The 15,743-nt window shown below is 41.9% G+C and carries 12 protein-coding genes; 8 read left to right on the plus strand and 4 right to left on the minus strand.

Annotation, left to right across the window (positions count from 1 at the left end):
• Positions 1-184: 184 nt before the first annotated feature.
• The 3 genes from ahcY (at position 185) to ACBR23_RS22420 (ending at position 3,887) form a co-directional block, all read left to right on the plus strand.
• Positions 185-1,462, plus strand: a complete 1,278-nt coding sequence (gene ahcY / locus ACBR23_RS22410; protein WP_371113682.1) for an adenosylhomocysteinase — start codon at positions 185-187, stop codon at positions 1,460-1,462.
• 176 nt (positions 1,463-1,638) lie between these two features.
• Positions 1,639-2,253, plus strand: coding sequence for a DedA family protein (locus ACBR23_RS22415; RefSeq protein ID WP_371118910.1), 615 nt, complete (start codon positions 1,639-1,641; stop codon positions 2,251-2,253).
• A 209-nt stretch (positions 2,254-2,462) separates the two neighbouring features.
• Positions 2,463-3,887 (plus strand): NADP-dependent isocitrate dehydrogenase, encoded by a 1,425-nt coding sequence (locus ACBR23_RS22420; RefSeq protein WP_371113680.1) that lies wholly within the window; start codon positions 2,463-2,465, stop codon positions 3,885-3,887.
• 305 nt (positions 3,888-4,192) lie between these two features.
• On the opposite strand, the gene ACBR23_RS22425 is transcribed toward ACBR23_RS22420, so the two are convergent.
• Entirely contained in the window at positions 4,193-4,807 is a 615-nt protein-coding gene (locus ACBR23_RS22425) for a glutathione S-transferase N-terminal domain-containing protein (RefSeq protein WP_371113679.1), read from the minus strand.
• Between the two features lie 134 nt (positions 4,808-4,941).
• On the opposite strand from ACBR23_RS22425, the gene ACBR23_RS22430 reads away from it, so the two are divergent.
• Complete coding sequence (locus ACBR23_RS22430; RefSeq protein WP_371113678.1) at positions 4,942-5,334, plus strand: DUF2358 domain-containing protein; 393 nt, start codon at positions 4,942-4,944, stop codon at positions 5,332-5,334.
• Positions 5,335-5,557: 223 nt separating this feature from the next.
• On the opposite strand, the gene ACBR23_RS22435 is transcribed toward ACBR23_RS22430, so the two are convergent.
• Complete coding sequence (locus ACBR23_RS22435) at positions 5,558-5,797, minus strand: hypothetical protein (protein WP_371118909.1); 240 nt, start codon at positions 5,795-5,797, stop codon at positions 5,558-5,560.
• 305 nt (positions 5,798-6,102) lie between these two features.
• Here ACBR23_RS22435 and ACBR23_RS22440 point away from each other — a divergent pair, with 305 nt between their 5' ends.
• The 3 genes from ACBR23_RS22440 (at position 6,103) to ACBR23_RS22450 (ending at position 12,564) form a co-directional block, all read left to right on the plus strand.
• A complete protein-coding gene (locus ACBR23_RS22440; RefSeq protein ID WP_371118908.1) occupies positions 6,103-11,655 on the plus strand; it encodes an AAA family ATPase in 5,553 nt (1,850 codons plus the stop codon).
• 410 nt (positions 11,656-12,065) lie between these two features.
• Entirely contained in the window at positions 12,066-12,350 is a 285-nt protein-coding gene (locus ACBR23_RS22445; RefSeq protein WP_371118907.1) for a BrnT family toxin, read from the plus strand.
• Between the two features lie 4 nt (positions 12,351-12,354).
• Positions 12,355-12,564 carry an antitoxin gene (locus ACBR23_RS22450; protein WP_371118906.1) on the plus strand — a complete coding sequence of 70 codons (210 nt, stop codon included), beginning with the start codon at positions 12,355-12,357 and terminating at the stop codon, positions 12,562-12,564.
• Between the two features lie 398 nt (positions 12,565-12,962).
• On the opposite strand, the gene ACBR23_RS22455 is transcribed toward ACBR23_RS22450, so the two are convergent.
• Positions 12,963-13,436, minus strand: coding sequence for a hypothetical protein (locus ACBR23_RS22455; RefSeq protein WP_371118905.1), 474 nt, complete (start codon positions 13,434-13,436; stop codon positions 12,963-12,965).
• Entirely contained in the window at positions 13,430-13,852 is a 423-nt protein-coding gene (locus ACBR23_RS22460) for a hypothetical protein (protein WP_371118904.1), read from the minus strand. Before ACBR23_RS22460 ends, ACBR23_RS22455 begins: the two co-directional genes overlap by 7 nt.
• Before the next feature lie 467 nt (positions 13,853-14,319).
• Here ACBR23_RS22460 and ACBR23_RS22465 point away from each other — a divergent pair, with 467 nt between their 5' ends.
• Entirely contained in the window at positions 14,320-15,492 is a 1,173-nt protein-coding gene (locus ACBR23_RS22465; protein WP_340522176.1) for a TRC40/GET3/ArsA family transport-energizing ATPase, read from the plus strand.
• Positions 15,493-15,743 lie beyond the last annotated feature (251 nt).

The following is a 15,743-nucleotide window of genomic DNA, read 5'->3' on the forward strand; positions in this document are numbered from 1 at the left end:
AATATAACACGACCGAAAGTAATGGGGTCTATTGCCCGATTCCGTAGATTCGCCTAGAAAATCGCCAATCTAACCTCCATTTAGCCCGTCTGCGTTTCACCAGCATCCAATCCGGGAACTTGCCGCTCCCTAGGTTAATCTGGTACAACTAACACAGTTGAATGATTTGTCAGAAATAACATAAATGGTTGCAACATCAGTTCAGATTAAACACGAAGTCAAAGACTTATCCCTAGCCCCCTTGGGAAGACAACGCATCGAGTGGGCAGGCCGGGAAATGCCGGTGTTGCGCCAAATTCAAGAACGCTTCGCTAAAGAAAAGCCCTTCGCAGGCATCCGTATTTCAGCTTGCTGCCACGTTACTACAGAAACAGCTCATTTGGCGATCGCCCTGAAAATGGGCGGTGCAGACGCCGTGCTCATCGCCAGCAACCCCTTGAGCACCCAAGACGACGTAGCAGCTTGCTTAGTTGAAGACTACGGCATTTCCGTCTACGCCATGAGAGGAGAAGACGCAGCTACCTACGAACGTCACGTTTACACAGCCCTAGACCACCGTCCCAACATTATCATCGATGACGGTAGCGACGTAGTAGCAGCGCTGATCCAACACCGCCCCAACCAAATTTCCGACTTAATCGGCACCACCGAAGAAACCACCACAGGTATCGTGCGTCTGCGGGCGATGTTGAAAGATGGCGTGTTGACTTTCCCAGCCATGAACGTTAACGATGCCGACACCAAGCACTTCTTTGACAACCGCTACGGTACCGGTCAATCTACCCTAGATGGCATTATCCGCGCTACCAACATCTTGTTAGCCGGTAAAAATATTGTAGTTGCAGGCTACGGTTGGTGCGGCAAAGGCACGGCACTGCGGGCTCGCGGCATGGGCGCTAACGTAATTGTCACCGAAATCGATCCAATTCGGGCGATCGAAGCAGTGATGGACGGCTTCCGCGTGATGCCAATGGACGAAGCAGCCACCGTCGGAGACATTTTCATCACCGTTACGGGCAACAAACACGTCATTCGTGCCGAACATTTCGACACCATGAAAGACGGCGCAATGGTTTGCAATTCCGGTCACTTCGACATTGAAATTGACCTCAAATCCCTCGGCGCAAAAAGCACCGATGTCAAGACTGTACGTTCTTTCACCCAAGAATACCGTCTCAATAATGGCAAGTCGATTATTGTCTTGGGCGAAGGCCGTTTGATCAACTTGGCCGCCGCTGAAGGACACCCCAGTGCCGTGATGGATATGAGCTTTGCTAACCAAGCCTTAGCCGCCGAACATCTTGTCACTAATAAAGGCAAACTAGAGCCAGGTATTCACTCAATCCCTGTCGAAGTTGACAGAGAAATTGCGCGTCTCAAATTGGAAGCAATGGGTATTTTCATTGATACCTTGACTCCAGAGCAAATTGAGTACACAAACTCTTGGACTTCGGGTACTTAATCAAAGTATTCTCGTTCCCAGGCTCTGCCTGGGAATGAATACCAGGAGGCTCTGCCTCTCGTATTTGATCGAGGCAGAGCCTCTAGATATGCGTTCCCAGGCAGAGCCTAGGAACGAGCAAGAACGAGCAAGATCAGACAATTAGCAAGTACCTATTACCAAATTATTAAATCAAAATGGTTGAATGGATAACTAAAACAATGCAGTCCATGAGTTATCTGGGCATTGCATTATTGATGTTTTTGGAAAACCTGTTTCCCCCCATCCCCTCAGAATTGATTATGCCCCTGGCAGGATTCACCGCATCGAAAAGTAATGAGATGCAGTTGGCACCGGCGATCGCAGCCGGAGTCATCGGCACCGTTCTCGGAGCACTTCCCTGGTACTATGCGGGTAAATTATTGAGCGAAGAACGGTTAAAACATTTAGCCGACAAATACGGCAAATGGATTACTGTATCAGGTGCCGATATTGACAAAGCAAATCGATGGTTTAACAGACACGGCAACAAAGCCGTGTTTTTGTGTCGCCTCGTCCCCGGAGTTCGCACCCTGATTTCCCTCCCCGCTGGCATCAACAATATGCCTTTAATTCCATTTCTGGCATACTCAACAGGCGGCACTATTTTGTGGGTAAGTTTTCTCACCTTTGCCGGATATCAACTAGGGAAATTAGGGAAAGATTATGAACTTGTCGATCAATATCTCGCTCCTGTTTCCAAAATAGTTGTCGTGATTATAGTCATCTGGTTTATTTTGTGGATTATCAAAAAGAATATGCAAAAAGAATAGAATCACAGATAAATGCAGATATCACAAAAAATCTGCGTTTATCTGTGTCCATCTGCGCTTGAAAATAAATTAATCTAATCCCAGTTTGGTTACTATAGATACAGCAGTAATTCAAATATTAACATTTTAGGCAATTATTTAAAATTTATTGAAGTTTAGACAGACAATCGTGGCAAAATAAGAAGAATTGCTATCCGCACTGTTAAGATATGTACGAAAAGATTGTAGCCCCGACAACTGGTTCTAAAATTACATTCAAAGACGGTTTGCCGATCGTCCCCAATGACCCGATCGTTCCCTTCATCCGCGGCGACGGCACCGGCGTAGACTTGTGGCCAGCATCCCAGAAAGTCATGGATGCTGCTGTAGAAATGGCCTACGGTGGCGATCGCAAAATCAACTGGTTTAAAATCTATGTAGGCGACGAAGCCTGCGATGTCTACGGTACATACCAATATCTCCCTCAAGATTCCCTAGATGCCATCAAAGAATACGGCGTCGCCATCAAAGGCCCCCTGACAACCCCCATAGGTGGCGGAATTCGATCGCTCAACGTAGCTTTGCGGCAAATCTTTGACCTTTACGCCTGCGTCCGCCCCTGCAAATATTATGATGGCACCCCATCATTGCACAAAACTCCCGAACTGCTAGACGTCATTATTTACCGGGAAAATACAGAGGATATTTACCTCGGAATTGAATGGGCAAAAGACAGCGAAATCGGCATCAAATTAATTGAATTCCTGAATAATGAGTTAATTCCCGCCACACCAGAACACGGCAAAAAACAAATTCGCCTCGATTCAGGAATAGGCATTAAACCCATTAGCAAAACAGGTTCTCAGCGTTTGGTAAGGCGCGCCATTACCCACGCTTTGCGGTTACCAAAAGAAAAGCAGCAAGTGACTTTGGTGCACAAAGGCAACATCATGAAATACACCGAAGGAGCTTTCCGAGATTGGGGTTACGAATTAGCAACCACCGAATATCGCGCTGAGTGCGTCACCGAAAGAGAGTCTTGGATTCTGGGGAACAAAGAAAAAAATCCTGACCTTAGCTTAGAAGACAATGCCCGCCAAATAGATCCGGGATACGATGCTTTGACTCCTGAGAAACAAGCCAAAATAACTCAGGAAGTCGCTGATGTTTTAGCAGCTATTTGGGATAGTCACGGCGGTGGCAAGTGGAAAGATAAAATCATGGTCAATGATAGAATTGCTGACAGTATTTTCCAACAAATTCAAACTCGACCAGGCGAATATTCGATTTTGGCGACAATGAATTTGAACGGCGATTATTTGTCCGATGCAGCCGCCGCAATTGTGGGCGGATTGGGCATGGGCCCCGGCGCAAATATTGGCGATGAATGTGCAGTTTTTGAGGCAACTCACGGTACTGCACCGAAACACGCTGGTTTGGATAAAGTTAATCCCGGTTCCCTGATTTTGTCTGGGGTGATGATGTTAGAATATATGGGCTGGCAGGAAGCGGCAGACTTGATTAAGAAGGGTTTGGCTGCGGCTATTTCTAATGGTGAAGTTACCTACGATTTAGCCCGGTTGATGGAACCGCCGGTGCCAGAGTTGAAGTGTTCGGAGTTTGCGGATGCAATTATTAAGCATTTCGCAGATTGAGTAACAGAGGAAGAGGACACAACAGTGTTCATTGGTGTCAACTTAAGCCTGAAACCCATGAGGAATATCGCTTTTGTTCGAGTCCAGATCCCCCCTAGCCCCCCTTAGGTCGGGGGGGACAGGAATCTTCTCAAAGTCCTAAAGAGGGCGGGCACGGGGGCACCGCCCCTACAAGGGGGGGACAGGAATCTTCTCAAAGTCCCCCTTCTTAAGGGGGATTTAGGGGGATCGAGATTCGGGTAAAAGCGACATATATCAGAGGTTTCAGGGTTCAGTAGTGTTCTGTCCCTACCGATGATATCTATTTATGTTTGTGCAGCCGGAATTGCCATTCCGCGCTGTACTGCGGGACGCTTTTGCAAGGTTTCTACCCAACGTTTCAGATGGGGATGGTTGTCGAGGGTTAATCCTTGAAATTCATAAATCGCCACCCAGGGATAGGTAGCAATATCCGCAATTGAATATTCCCCACAGATATATTCGTGTTTTGCTAGTTGATTGTCTAATACTCCATACAGCCGCAAAGTTTCTTTTTCATAGCGTTGAATTGCATAGGGAATTGGTTCTGGTGCAAAGCGTTTGAAGTGGTTGAGTTGACCGAACATTGGCCCGACGCTGGCCATTTGAAACATCAGCCATTCAAGCACTTGAAAGTATTTTTCTTTGTCGGTGGGTAGAAATCGGCCTATTTTTTCGGCAAGATAGATCAGGATTGCGCCAGACTCGAAGACGGTGATGCCATTATCGCGATCGACTATAGCAGGAATTTTGCTATTGGGGTTAATGGCAATGAATTCTGGGGTAAATTGGTCGTTTTTCCTAATGTCTATGACGTGCAGGTTGTAGGGTAAACCTATTTCTTCGAGCATGATGGAGACTTTGCGACCGTTGGGTGTGGTAAAAGTGTAGAGTTCAATCATAGTTCTGATGTTAAGTTCTAAGTTGGGAAGGCAGTAAATAAACGAATATTATATCATAATTTGGACTAAAATTGCGGATTTTTTATTGAATGTGTTAAAATTATCTAATAATCATAGAATGGCGATCGCCCGCAATGGACATTATTGAAATTCTCAAAGATGATTATCAAAGATTTCCCGAAAATCAGACCTACAGCATTTATGCAAAGGATGTCTATTTTGAAGACCCAGTGAATCGATTTACAGGAGTCGATCGCTACCGCAAAATGATCGGGTTTATGGGGACTTTTTTTCAGGATATAAATCTAGATTTGCACGATATTTCGCAGTCTGGAGATAGCATAGAAACTCGCTGGACCCTGAGTTGGTTCGCACCGCTACCTTGGCGGCCGAAAATGGCGATCGCAGGTAGGAGCGAACTGAAAGTCAACAGTGATGATTTAATCGTTTCTCACATTGATTACTGGAACTGTTCGCGGTTGGATGTGCTCAAACAATTGGTATTTCCAGTCAAGACTAATGTTTGACGATTAGGCTTTGGTTTTTTAGCAATAAAAAATCGACCCGTAACAGGTCGATATCAACAGTGGTATTGAGCAGAGCTTTTTCAACTCTCAGGACTTACGCAAAAAACCCGGTTTCTTCCAAAAATAGTCGCTTTTTTCGATAAATTTTGACGCATTAACCGGGTTTTTGGCCCTTCGTGCCTAAGTCCTGACTCTCCTATCGTCAAAATTAGATTAGTGAGAATTAATCACGCGACAACCACCAAATGAATGCTCCAACAGCGACTACAGGTGCTGCAATTGCAATGGCGGGTGCGATCGCGACTGACATTGCTGTTCCTGTTGCTGTAGCCACAGTAGAAATACCAATACCACCAGTAGTAGTGGCAATCCCAGTGGCAGTTGCACCAGTAAGGGTGGCTAATTTACCGACAACTAATGCACCACCTACAGCAGTAGTGGCTAAACCATTATTACTGTTCATAATCGAATGACTCCTTTTAATCCGAAAGTAATCAGGTGATATGTCAAGAAACCGGGTTTCTGTTGTTGGACAAGCGGATATGTAGTTGACCCCTTCAAGAAACCCGGTTTCTAAAATTAATTGCAAAGTATGTAACAGAAGATTTTGTGATTTGATCCAGATGGCTTTTGGGGCATTTCTTACAATTTGTAAACCGAGATGCAACTTGGGTAATAAATGTGGTATATTGAACTTGCCTGAATATGATAAAATTCAAACAAGTTCAATATTGATCCAGTTGGCAATTCATAAAATCAGGGTTTTTTATGGAAAAGTTAGTGACTCTCAATATTAGTGGGGAATTTGACAAGGGTTTTGTCGTACAGGCAGAAGTGCGGCAAGATGGAGGAACAACAAAAAATCAAGTCATTTTAGCCATCGCGGGTGCATCAGGGAAGTTACCCCCACATCCTGAACTATTAGAACAATATCGTCATTGGCAAAGTTTATACAACAAGACAGAAGAATTTTGGCCGAGTCGTTTAACAGCCAAAAAAGATCCTGTAAAAAGTCCTGGCGATCAAGAAAGAGTGAAACAGCAAGCTTTTGCAGATTGCAAAAAAGCAGCTAATTTCTTATCCGAAATTTTAAATAATTGGTTGAGATCGCCCGATTTTCAACCAATAGTCAATTTACTCCAAAATCATTTACAAGACTCAACCAGCACCAGAATTTTATTACCTACAGAAAATTATTGGTTGCGGCGTTTACCTTGGTGTGAATGGAACTTATTAGAGCATATTCCTAACGCGGAAATTGTTTTAGCTTCTCCTAAGTTTAAACAGGTTAAAGGTTCAGGAAATTCAAGGAAAAAAGAGAAAGTTAAAATTTTAGTCATTTTGGGAGATGATGCAGGAACTGATGCGGATGAAGATGTCTTTAAGCAATTAATTCCTGATGCTGACTTTTGTTGGTTAAAAGAACCCAAACGGAGTGATTTAGATGCACCTTTGTGGGAGAAACAATGGGATATTTTATTTTTTGCGGGTCATGGAAAGACAGAGAGTGATGGAAGTATCGGCAAGATTCAAATTAATTCTAAAGATACATTGACAATTGATGAAATTAAGAATCATCTTAAAAGAGCTATAAATAATGGTTTAAAGTTAGCGATTTTTAATGCTTGCGATGGGTTAGGGATTGCCTATCAATTAGCAGAAGGAGAAGATTTACATTTACCGCAAATTATTGTGATGCGGGAGATTTTACCGATAGCTTTAGCACCTAAATTTCTCCAACATTTCCTAAAAGGTTATACTCAAGGTTTATCCCTATCTACCGCCCTCCGTAATAGTCGAAAACGGTTACAAATTGAAGAAAAAGATTTTCCTTGTGCTAGTTGGTTGCCTGTTTTATGCCAAAATCCGGCGGAAATTCCGCTACGTTGGCACGATTTAGTAATTCCCCCTAATCCTTATCAGGGTTTATCGGCTTTTCAGGAGAAAGATTCAGCCTTATTTTTTGGGCGTGAAACTTTTACCAATCAGCTTGTCAAAGTTGTAGAAACTAAAAAACTGGTAGCTGTTATTGGTGCTTCTGGAAGTGGGAAATCTTCGGTAGTATTGGCAGGTTTAATTCCTAGTTTGCGTCAGCAAGAAAACTGGTTAATTGCTAGTTTGCGCCCAGAATCTACTCCTTTTGAGAATTTGGCGAAAGCGTTGCTGTCACCTGTGACGCAATTAGAAACGGGTAAAAGTGAGGGAGTTACGGAGATTAATGCCGAGGAAATTAACCAACTAGCGACAGATTTACAAGAAGGGAATCGCACTTTATCTGATGTCGTAAGAAGCATCGGTAGCCCTCGGCGTTTTCTGTTAGTAATTGACCAGTTTGAGGAAATTTACACTTACCCAAATCAGAAAAGTCGGCAATTTTTAGATTGTTTATTGGATGCGGTGCAAAATTTTTCTGCCTTCAGGTTGGTGATTACTCTGCGGGCTGATTTTTTGGGGCAAGCAATAGAATATAATCCTTTTCGGGAACAGTTAGACAGATGGAAACCGGAATTTATCGGCGGGATGGCGAGAACCGAATTGCAAGAAGCAATTGAGGAACCTGCTAAGAAACGAAATGTCTATCTGGAAGCGGGATTGACAGAACATATTCTCAATGAAGTTGGCGAGGAACCGGGTAATTTGCCATTATTGGAATTTGCGCTTACGGAACTTTGGAAACAGCAGGAAAATAGTTTGCTGACTCGTCTGAAATATGATGAAATTGGTGGGGTAGAAAAGGCTCTTTGCAGACACGCCGAAGGGGTATATGATGCGCTGAAAGAGGGGGATAAGGAACGGACTAAGCAGATTTTTATGAAGTTGGTGTCGCCGGGAGAAGGGACGGAATACACGCGCCAACTAGCGACTCGCGCTGAGGTGGGGGAAGAAAATTGGGATTTGGTAACGCATTTGGCGACTGCACGTTTGGTGGTGAGTAATCGCAATGAAACGACTGAGATAGAAACGGTGGAAATTGTGCATGAGGCTTTGATTAAAGCATGGCCAGATTTGAGGAAATGGATTGAGGAAAATGATACTTTTTTGAGATGGAAAAAGCGGTTAAAGGTGGCGTTTCTGGAGTGGGAAAGGAATGAGAATAAGGATGGTTATTTGTTGCAAGGCGCACCCTTGGGAGAGGCGGAGGGGTATTTGTTGCAACGGTTGGAGGAGATAAGTAAGGCGGAACAGGTGTTTATTAATCTGAGTTTAGAACAGGAGAAAACACGCCAACAGCGAGAGTTGGAGCAGGAAATAAAGGCGAAAAAAGCAGCCCAAAGGTTAAGCATTGGGGCGATGATTGCTTCTGTAATTTTAGGTGGAGTAGGGATTTTTGCTTTCTTTCAAGCAAGAGAAGCAAACCTACAACGACTAGAATCAGAAAAACAGAAAACAGAAGCACAAAGCGTTACATCGAAATTAAGAGAGTTACTGGCTGACGTTAAAGAGAAGAATCACTTACAACTACAACAGAAGCAGAAAGAGTCTAAATCTCTACTACCTAAATCTCTGCTGTGGGCTCAAGGTGTAAAGTTTAGTCCAAATGGCAAGTTAATAGCTATAGCTACAAGTGTAGGGTTTGTAGAGATTTGGAGTCAGGACGGCTCCTTTGTAACAAACCTTGACAGTCAAAGTCCATATAGTCCATCTTTCAGCCCAGATAGTCAGATGATTGTAGCAACTGATATGAGTATTGAGAAGGATGATAGTATTACTCTATCGAAAGTTGATGGAACCTTACTCAAAAAATTTAAGGGACATCAAGGAGGTATTACCTGTGTAAGCTTTAGTCCTGACGGCAAATTCATTGCTTCGGCTGGTAAAGATGGTATGATTAAATTTTGGGCAATTGATGGAACTTTAATTAAAACAATCAAAGCTCATACTAATAAAATCACGAGCTTAAGCTTTAGTCCAGATGGCAAGATTATTGCTTCTGCTAGTAATGACAACACTATTAAACTTTGGAAAAGTGATGGTGTATCGATCAAAACAATCGACACCATTCAACCTAATAGCGTAAGTTTTAGTCCCAATGGAAAAATCATTGCTTCTGCCAGTATAGAGGAAAAAACCATCAAACTCTGGTCTAGTGATGGCAATTTATTAAAAATTTTTCCAAAAGTTGATCCGAAATTTGAAAATAGTAATTCTAGAGTCAGTTTTAGTCCTGATGGAAAAATGTTAGTTTCTACTGGTTTTGAAGCGACTGTCAACCTTTGGAGCATTGATGGCAAATTTCTTAGGGATATACAAGGGCATAATTCTTATCGGGTTTGGGATGCAAATTTTAGTCCCGACGGTAAAACTCTTGCAACTGCTGCTACTGATGGTTCAGTAAAGCTTTGGGATATGGAGAGAGTATTGTCTGAAAAAAAGGTGGGTGTTTTACCTGAAATACTTAAATTAGATGAACCCATTGCAGGTTTTAGCCCAGATGGTCAAATCTTTGCATCTGTGAATAATGACAATTCAATTAATGTTCGTAATCTGAATGGCTCTTTAATATCAATCTTGAGAGGGCATAAAAAAAAGATTTTAAACCTCAATTTCAGTTTAGACAGTAAATTCATTATTTCGACCGATGAGAATCGCATAATAAAGATATGGAATCGAAATGGAGATTTGGTCAAAGATTTCACTGTGGAGTCTTTAAAAGCAAAAACATTTCCGGTTCAAGGACACAAAGGATTCAACCAGATTACTCGTAACGATCGTGGGGTAATGAATGTTCGCTTTAGCCCAGATGGGAAGATGTTTGCTTCTGCTGGCTCAGACGGTAATGTAAAGCTCTGGAACCAGGATGGTTCTTTTTTGAGAACACTAGGGGAAATCAATGGGTTAGTTGCTTGGGTGAGTTTCAGCCCAGACGGTACGATCGTTGTCTCAGGAAATGATAATGGTACTATAAACCTTTGGAATACGGATGGTACATTAATCAAAACGTTAGATGCTAAGTCTGATGTTAAGTATTCTGTCAATCAGGTAAGCTTTAGTCCAGATGGAACAATGTTTGTCTCTGCTCATGGAGACAAAACTATTAAGCTTTGGAAGAGAGATGGTACCTTGATAAATACTTTCACAGGACACAGTGATTTCGTTTTTAGTGTAGTGTTTAGTCCAGATGGGAAAACCATTGCATCTGCTAGTGCTGATAAGACAGTCAAGCTCTGGAATCTAAATGGCACGGAACTAAAAACTCTCAAAGGGCATAGTGCAGGAGTTTTAAGAGTTAGCTTTAGCCCAGATGGAAAAACTATCGCATCTGCTAGTGCTGATAAGACAGTTAAGTTCTGGAATGTGAATGGCAAAGAGATCAAAACTATTCAAGGATATGATTACCCCGTTTTTGATATAAAATTCAGCCCTGATGGGCAAAGAATCGCTTCAGTCGATCTTGATTCTTTCAGACTCCAGAAAATAGATGGCACTTTACTAAAGATTATAAAGGGGCATGGTTTTAATTTAACCAGTGTTGATTTTAGTCCAGATGGTAAGCTGATTGCTGTCAATAGTGAAAATGGCACTGTTAAGTTCTTAGATGAACAGGGAAATCTTTTAAGATTTAGTGTTTTAGCCGCTGAGTCTGCCTTCAAAGGTACAGTTAAAAATGTAACTCTGAGTCCTGATATTCAAAATATACAGATTATTGATAATTTAGGTTTTATGAGCCTTTGGGGTTTTGATGGAATTTTACGGAATAGTTTATCTTTTGGAAGTGGATTTGTTGACAAGTCAACATTCGGTGATATTTTTGCAGAGAATCCAACCTTCAGTAATGATGGGTCAATGATTGCATCAGCTACAAGCGGTAGCGAGATTGCAATAAGCTTGTGGAATCGTGAGGGTACATTACTGAATAAATTAAATAATCCAGGTGCAAGCATTGTAACTATGCAATTTAGTCCAGATGGTAAATTCTTGGTATGGAGTAGCATGGATAATACTATAGGCTTATGGAAAATTGACGGTTCATTCCAAAAAACTTTTATAGTAGGTCGTAGTCGTGTTCACAGTATTAGTTTTAGCCCAGATGGGAAAACTATTGCTTCAGGCAATAGTGATGGTACTGTAAAACTTTGGAATCTTGATGGAAATTTAGCCGCAACATTAATAGGATATGGTAAACCAATTCAATATGTCAGTTTTAATCCAGATGGTAAAACTTTGATTGCATACGATGGGATGAGAGTTTTTGGTGGTAGTTTAGACATCGATGCTATGTTAGTGCGAGGTTGTAGTTATTTGCATGACTATCTAAACAACAAGCATGATGCGAGTCATATCGATCGCCATCTTTGTGACGGAATTAGTCAAAGTAAATAAAATAGCCAACAAAAAATGAACTATTAGCGACAGGGTGCGACTGGTTAAAGGATTATTTCGTTACTCGTCCAGAGGAAAAACAAAAGTTAAAAGTGTGTCAAGATCATCTCAAGTCTAAATAAATTAGGACTTACGCAGGGCCAAAGAAACCGGGTTTCTGCTTAGAGACTGTTGGGGAAAACTAGATATTGATAGAAACCCGGTTTCTGACTTTTGGGGCAATTTAGTTGTGGATGATGTACAATAAGAGGCGAAGTCAGTTTGTCAAAGGTATGTGTGGAGTCGGGAGTAAGTTGGATCGTAGTTAAATTATTACCCGAACAGATAGGACGATCAATAGATGGCTATTGTCAAAATTCCCAAAGATGGTTTAATGACTAAGGAGAAAGATTGAATGACATTTTGCCAGAATGAATAGAATAACCTTTCAGTGGGATGAGCAAAAAAACAAAATTAATCAACAAAAACATGGTATTTCTTTTGAAGAAGCAGAATCAGTTTTCTTTGATGATTATGCCATTCAATTTTGGGACGAAGATCACTCCCAAGAAGAAGAACGTTTTTTACTTCTGGGCATAAGCTCTAAAATGAGAATATTACTTGTAGTTCATTGTTTTAGAGAAGAAGATTCTATCATTAGAATTATCTCAGCAAGGAAAGCGACTAAAAATGAAAGTCAAGAATATAGGAGATAAAACAATGGAACCGGAATACGATCTGTCAAAAATGAAAAAAAGACCTAATCCTTTTGCCAAACAGTTAAAAAAACAGGTCACTATTTCTCTCGGAATTGATGTGATTGAATATTTTGAAACGATGGCTCAGGAAAAAGGTATATCTTCCCAGGAACTAATTAATCTTTATTTGCAAGACTGTGTTGTTTCTAAGCGGCAATTATCTATGAATTAGCGACAGGGTGTGACTGGTTAAAGGATTATTTCGTTACTCGTCCAGAGGAAAAACAAAAGTTAAAAGTGTGTCAATATCATCTCAAGTCTAAATAAATTAGAACTTACGCAGGGCCAAAGAAACCGGGTTTCTGATGAGGGACTGTTGGGGAAAACTAGATATCTATGAGAAACCCGGTTTCTGACTTTTGGGGCGAAGATTATTTCGTCACTCGTCCAGAGGAAAAACAAAAGTTAAAAGTGTGTCAAGATCATCCCAAGTCTAAATAAATTAGGACTTACGCAGGGCCAAAGAAACCGGGTTTCTGATGAGAGATTCTTGGTGAAAATCAGAGATATCACAGAAACCCGGTTTCTCAAGTCTCAGGCTGAGATGCGATCGCACTTTTGATGCGTTTATTACTCCCCCTCAATCAAACGCCTTTTCATCACACAAGAAACTTCACCATATATACTACCTTCTAAACCCTCTAAATAATTATGTTCTATATCCTCATACTGACCTAATTTGCTAGTCCACTTCCCATTAGAAAGTTGTCTGGATGCGTGTTGAGGTTTTCCATCTAAAACATAAATCGCTATCTTTTCAAAACCAGCTTCCAGCAAAGCATTTTCACAGACTTCATACCCTAAAGTTTGATAAGCCATAATAAAAGCAGTCAGAGATTCCTCTCGCGGTATATTAGGTGGCCAATAGTCTCCACCTTTGGCATCTGGCCACCACCATTCTTCTGTATTTCCAGCAGCCCAAGCAATACAATTATAATCAGTTGTGTCTGAACTGGTAATTTTATATCCCGTTGTTACTAAATTAGGATGATTTTGTGAAATCCATTCTTTAATACTTTGCATCCAAGCGTTATTTCCTACCATTTGTAACCTTTTGCTTTCCCCCACTCTAACCATAACTGAGTCATCTCTTTAGTTTTACCCCGTTTTTCTAAAGGTACTGGATCTTCTCCAGTAATTTCACACAGAGCATGAAACCAACGCCCCGATTTTCTTTCCACTTCCCTTAATAACAGAGGAATTACTACTGGCCCCATCCTAATAATTTGTTGGTAAGCAGGGTGCATTACTAAGTCTGTAGTCGAGGAAATACCTATAGTTTCATTGCGCCATTGTTGTACTAAATTTGTAAAAGTGCGATCGATTTCCTCCATCGCACTTGGCATTGCACTAACTGGATAAAAATAGCCAACTAATCGCCCATTATACTCTATTGCTAGAGGCTCAGTTTCCTCTAACAAAACTTGCTCATTTAATTCATGCAAATTTGTTTGTTTCATCAGGCATAAATTAAAATATTTAGTATTAAGTTTTATCGTAAGTGAAAAGGATATTTTTGTCAAGGACTAAATGCGTTGCGATCGCTGCTTTAGCTCCAAACCAGATATTTCTGAAAAACCCGGTGTCTGTCTGGTTCGCCTTTTATTGAACAAGCATTAAGTGCGATCGCCCTTTTTGAACACCTACAAATTAAGTGCGATCGCCCTTTAAGCTCAACTTTCTATTGACATCGCACAGATTTAGTGCATCAGTGGAAATGTCCTGTATTAGCCCTGGACGCATAGATACCAAAGAAACCGGGTTTTTCATTTTATTGAAAGGCTGCGATGCAGTATTTTGGTAAAAAACCCGGTTTCTGCCTCTGTGTGGCTAGTTGTCGCCCAAATTAAATCCGCCACTAAATTAATCTCTGTTACATAACGTTACAATATAGGAGTAAAGAACTTTCAGGCGAGCTAAACAATCAATGCGCTTAATATTAATGACCGGAAAAGGCGGTGTCGGTAAAACATCCGTAGCCGCCGCCACAGGGCTGCGATGTGCCGAATTGGGATACAAAACCCTAGTGCTGAGCACCGATCCCGCCCACTCCCTAGCCGACAGCTTCGACATGGAACTCGGCCACGATTCCCGACAGGTGAAACCAAACTTGTGGGGAGCAGAATTAGATGCTCTCAGGGAATTAGAAGGCAATTGGGGAGCAGTTAAACGCTACATTACTCAAGTTTTGCGCGCCCAGGGACTCGAAGGCGTGCAAGCTGAAGAATTAGCCATCCTGCCCGGAATGGATGAAATCTTCGGTTTAGTGCGCATGAAACGGCATTACGACGAAGGCGAATTTGATGTTTTAATTATCGATTCTGCTCCCACTGGTACAGCATTAAGACTGCTAAGTTTACCGGAAGTTGGCGGCTGGTACATGAGAAAATTTTACAAGCCGCTGCAAGGCATATCCGCCGCCCTTCGACCTTTAGTGGAACCGATTTTTAGACCGATTGCCGGTTTTTCTTTGCCAGACAAAGAGGTGATGGATGCACCTTATGAATTTTACGAACAAATTGAAGCGTTGGAAAAGATTTTAACTGACAATGCTGTTACCTCAGTTAGGTTAGTTACTAATCCTGAAAAAATGGTAATTAAAGAATCTTTGCGCGCTCATGCCTATTTGAGTTTGTACAATGTAGCCACAGATTTAGTCGTAGCAAACCGGATTATTCCCGCTGAAGTAACAGACCCATTTTTCAAACGCTGGAAAGAAAGCCAGGAGCAGTACCGTCAGGAAATTCACTCTGATTTCATGCCACTTCCAGTTAAAGAAGTGCCGCTTTATTCCGAAGAAATGTGCGGTTTGGCAGCTTTGGAAAGGTTGAAAGAAACCCTTTACAAAGACGAAGACCCCAGTCAAGTTTATTACAAAGAAAATACGATTAAGATTGTACAAGAAAACAATCAATACAGTCTGGAACTGTATTTGCCGGGAATTGCTAAGAATCAGATTCAGTTGAGCAAAACGGGAGACGAGTTGAATGTTAGGATTGGGAATCACCGTCGCAATTTGGTATTGCCGCAAGCTTTAGCTGCGCTGCAACCTTCCGGGGCGAAGATGGAGGATGATTATTTGAAGATTAAGTTTGCTTGATGCTACGGGTAAGGACATTCCAAGAGTCCATTGGTGTCAACTTAAGGCTGAAATTCTTGATAAATGTCGCTTTCACCCCAGTCTAGATCCCCCTAAATCCCCACCCCCCCCTAGCCCCCCCCAAGGGGGGAAGGGGGACTTTGAGAAGATTCCTGTCCCCCCCTTGGGAAGGGGGGCTAGGGGGGATCTGGCGTTAATAGTCAAACAGCAGTCTCTGACTGAGTTTGAGCTTAAGTTGACACCTATGGGCA

This window comes from Microcoleus sp., assembly GCF_041354475.1.
GTDB lineage: Bacteria > Cyanobacteriota > Cyanobacteriia > Cyanobacteriales > Microcoleaceae > Microcoleus.

Bases quoted from the DNA above. Each gene is read 5' to 3' on its own strand.
- ahcY (WP_371113682.1), top strand. From the start codon at position 185: ATGGTTGCAACATCAGTTCAGATTAAACACGAAGTCAAAGACTTATCC.
- ACBR23_RS22415 (WP_371118910.1), top strand. From the start codon at position 1,639: ATGGTTGAATGGATAACTAAAACAATGCAGTCCATGAGTTATCTGGGC.
- ACBR23_RS22420 (WP_371113680.1), top strand. From the start codon at position 2,463: ATGTACGAAAAGATTGTAGCCCCGACAACTGGTTCTAAAATTACATTC.
- ACBR23_RS22425 (WP_371113679.1), bottom strand. From the start codon at position 4,807: ATGATTGAACTCTACACTTTTACCACACCCAACGGTCGCAAAGTCTCC.
- ACBR23_RS22430 (WP_371113678.1), top strand. From the start codon at position 4,942: ATGGACATTATTGAAATTCTCAAAGATGATTATCAAAGATTTCCCGAA.
- ACBR23_RS22435 (WP_371118909.1), bottom strand. From the start codon at position 5,797: ATGAACAGTAATAATGGTTTAGCCACTACTGCTGTAGGTGGTGCATTA.
- ACBR23_RS22440 (WP_371118908.1), top strand. From the start codon at position 6,103: ATGGAAAAGTTAGTGACTCTCAATATTAGTGGGGAATTTGACAAGGGT.
- ACBR23_RS22445 (WP_371118907.1), top strand. From the start codon at position 12,066: ATGAATAGAATAACCTTTCAGTGGGATGAGCAAAAAAACAAAATTAAT.
- ACBR23_RS22450 (WP_371118906.1), top strand. From the start codon at position 12,355: ATGGAACCGGAATACGATCTGTCAAAAATGAAAAAAAGACCTAATCCT.
- ACBR23_RS22455 (WP_371118905.1), bottom strand. From the start codon at position 13,436: ATGGTAGGAAATAACGCTTGGATGCAAAGTATTAAAGAATGGATTTCA.
- ACBR23_RS22460 (WP_371118904.1), bottom strand. From the start codon at position 13,852: ATGAAACAAACAAATTTGCATGAATTAAATGAGCAAGTTTTGTTAGAG.
- ACBR23_RS22465 (WP_340522176.1), top strand. From the start codon at position 14,320: ATGCGCTTAATATTAATGACCGGAAAAGGCGGTGTCGGTAAAACATCC.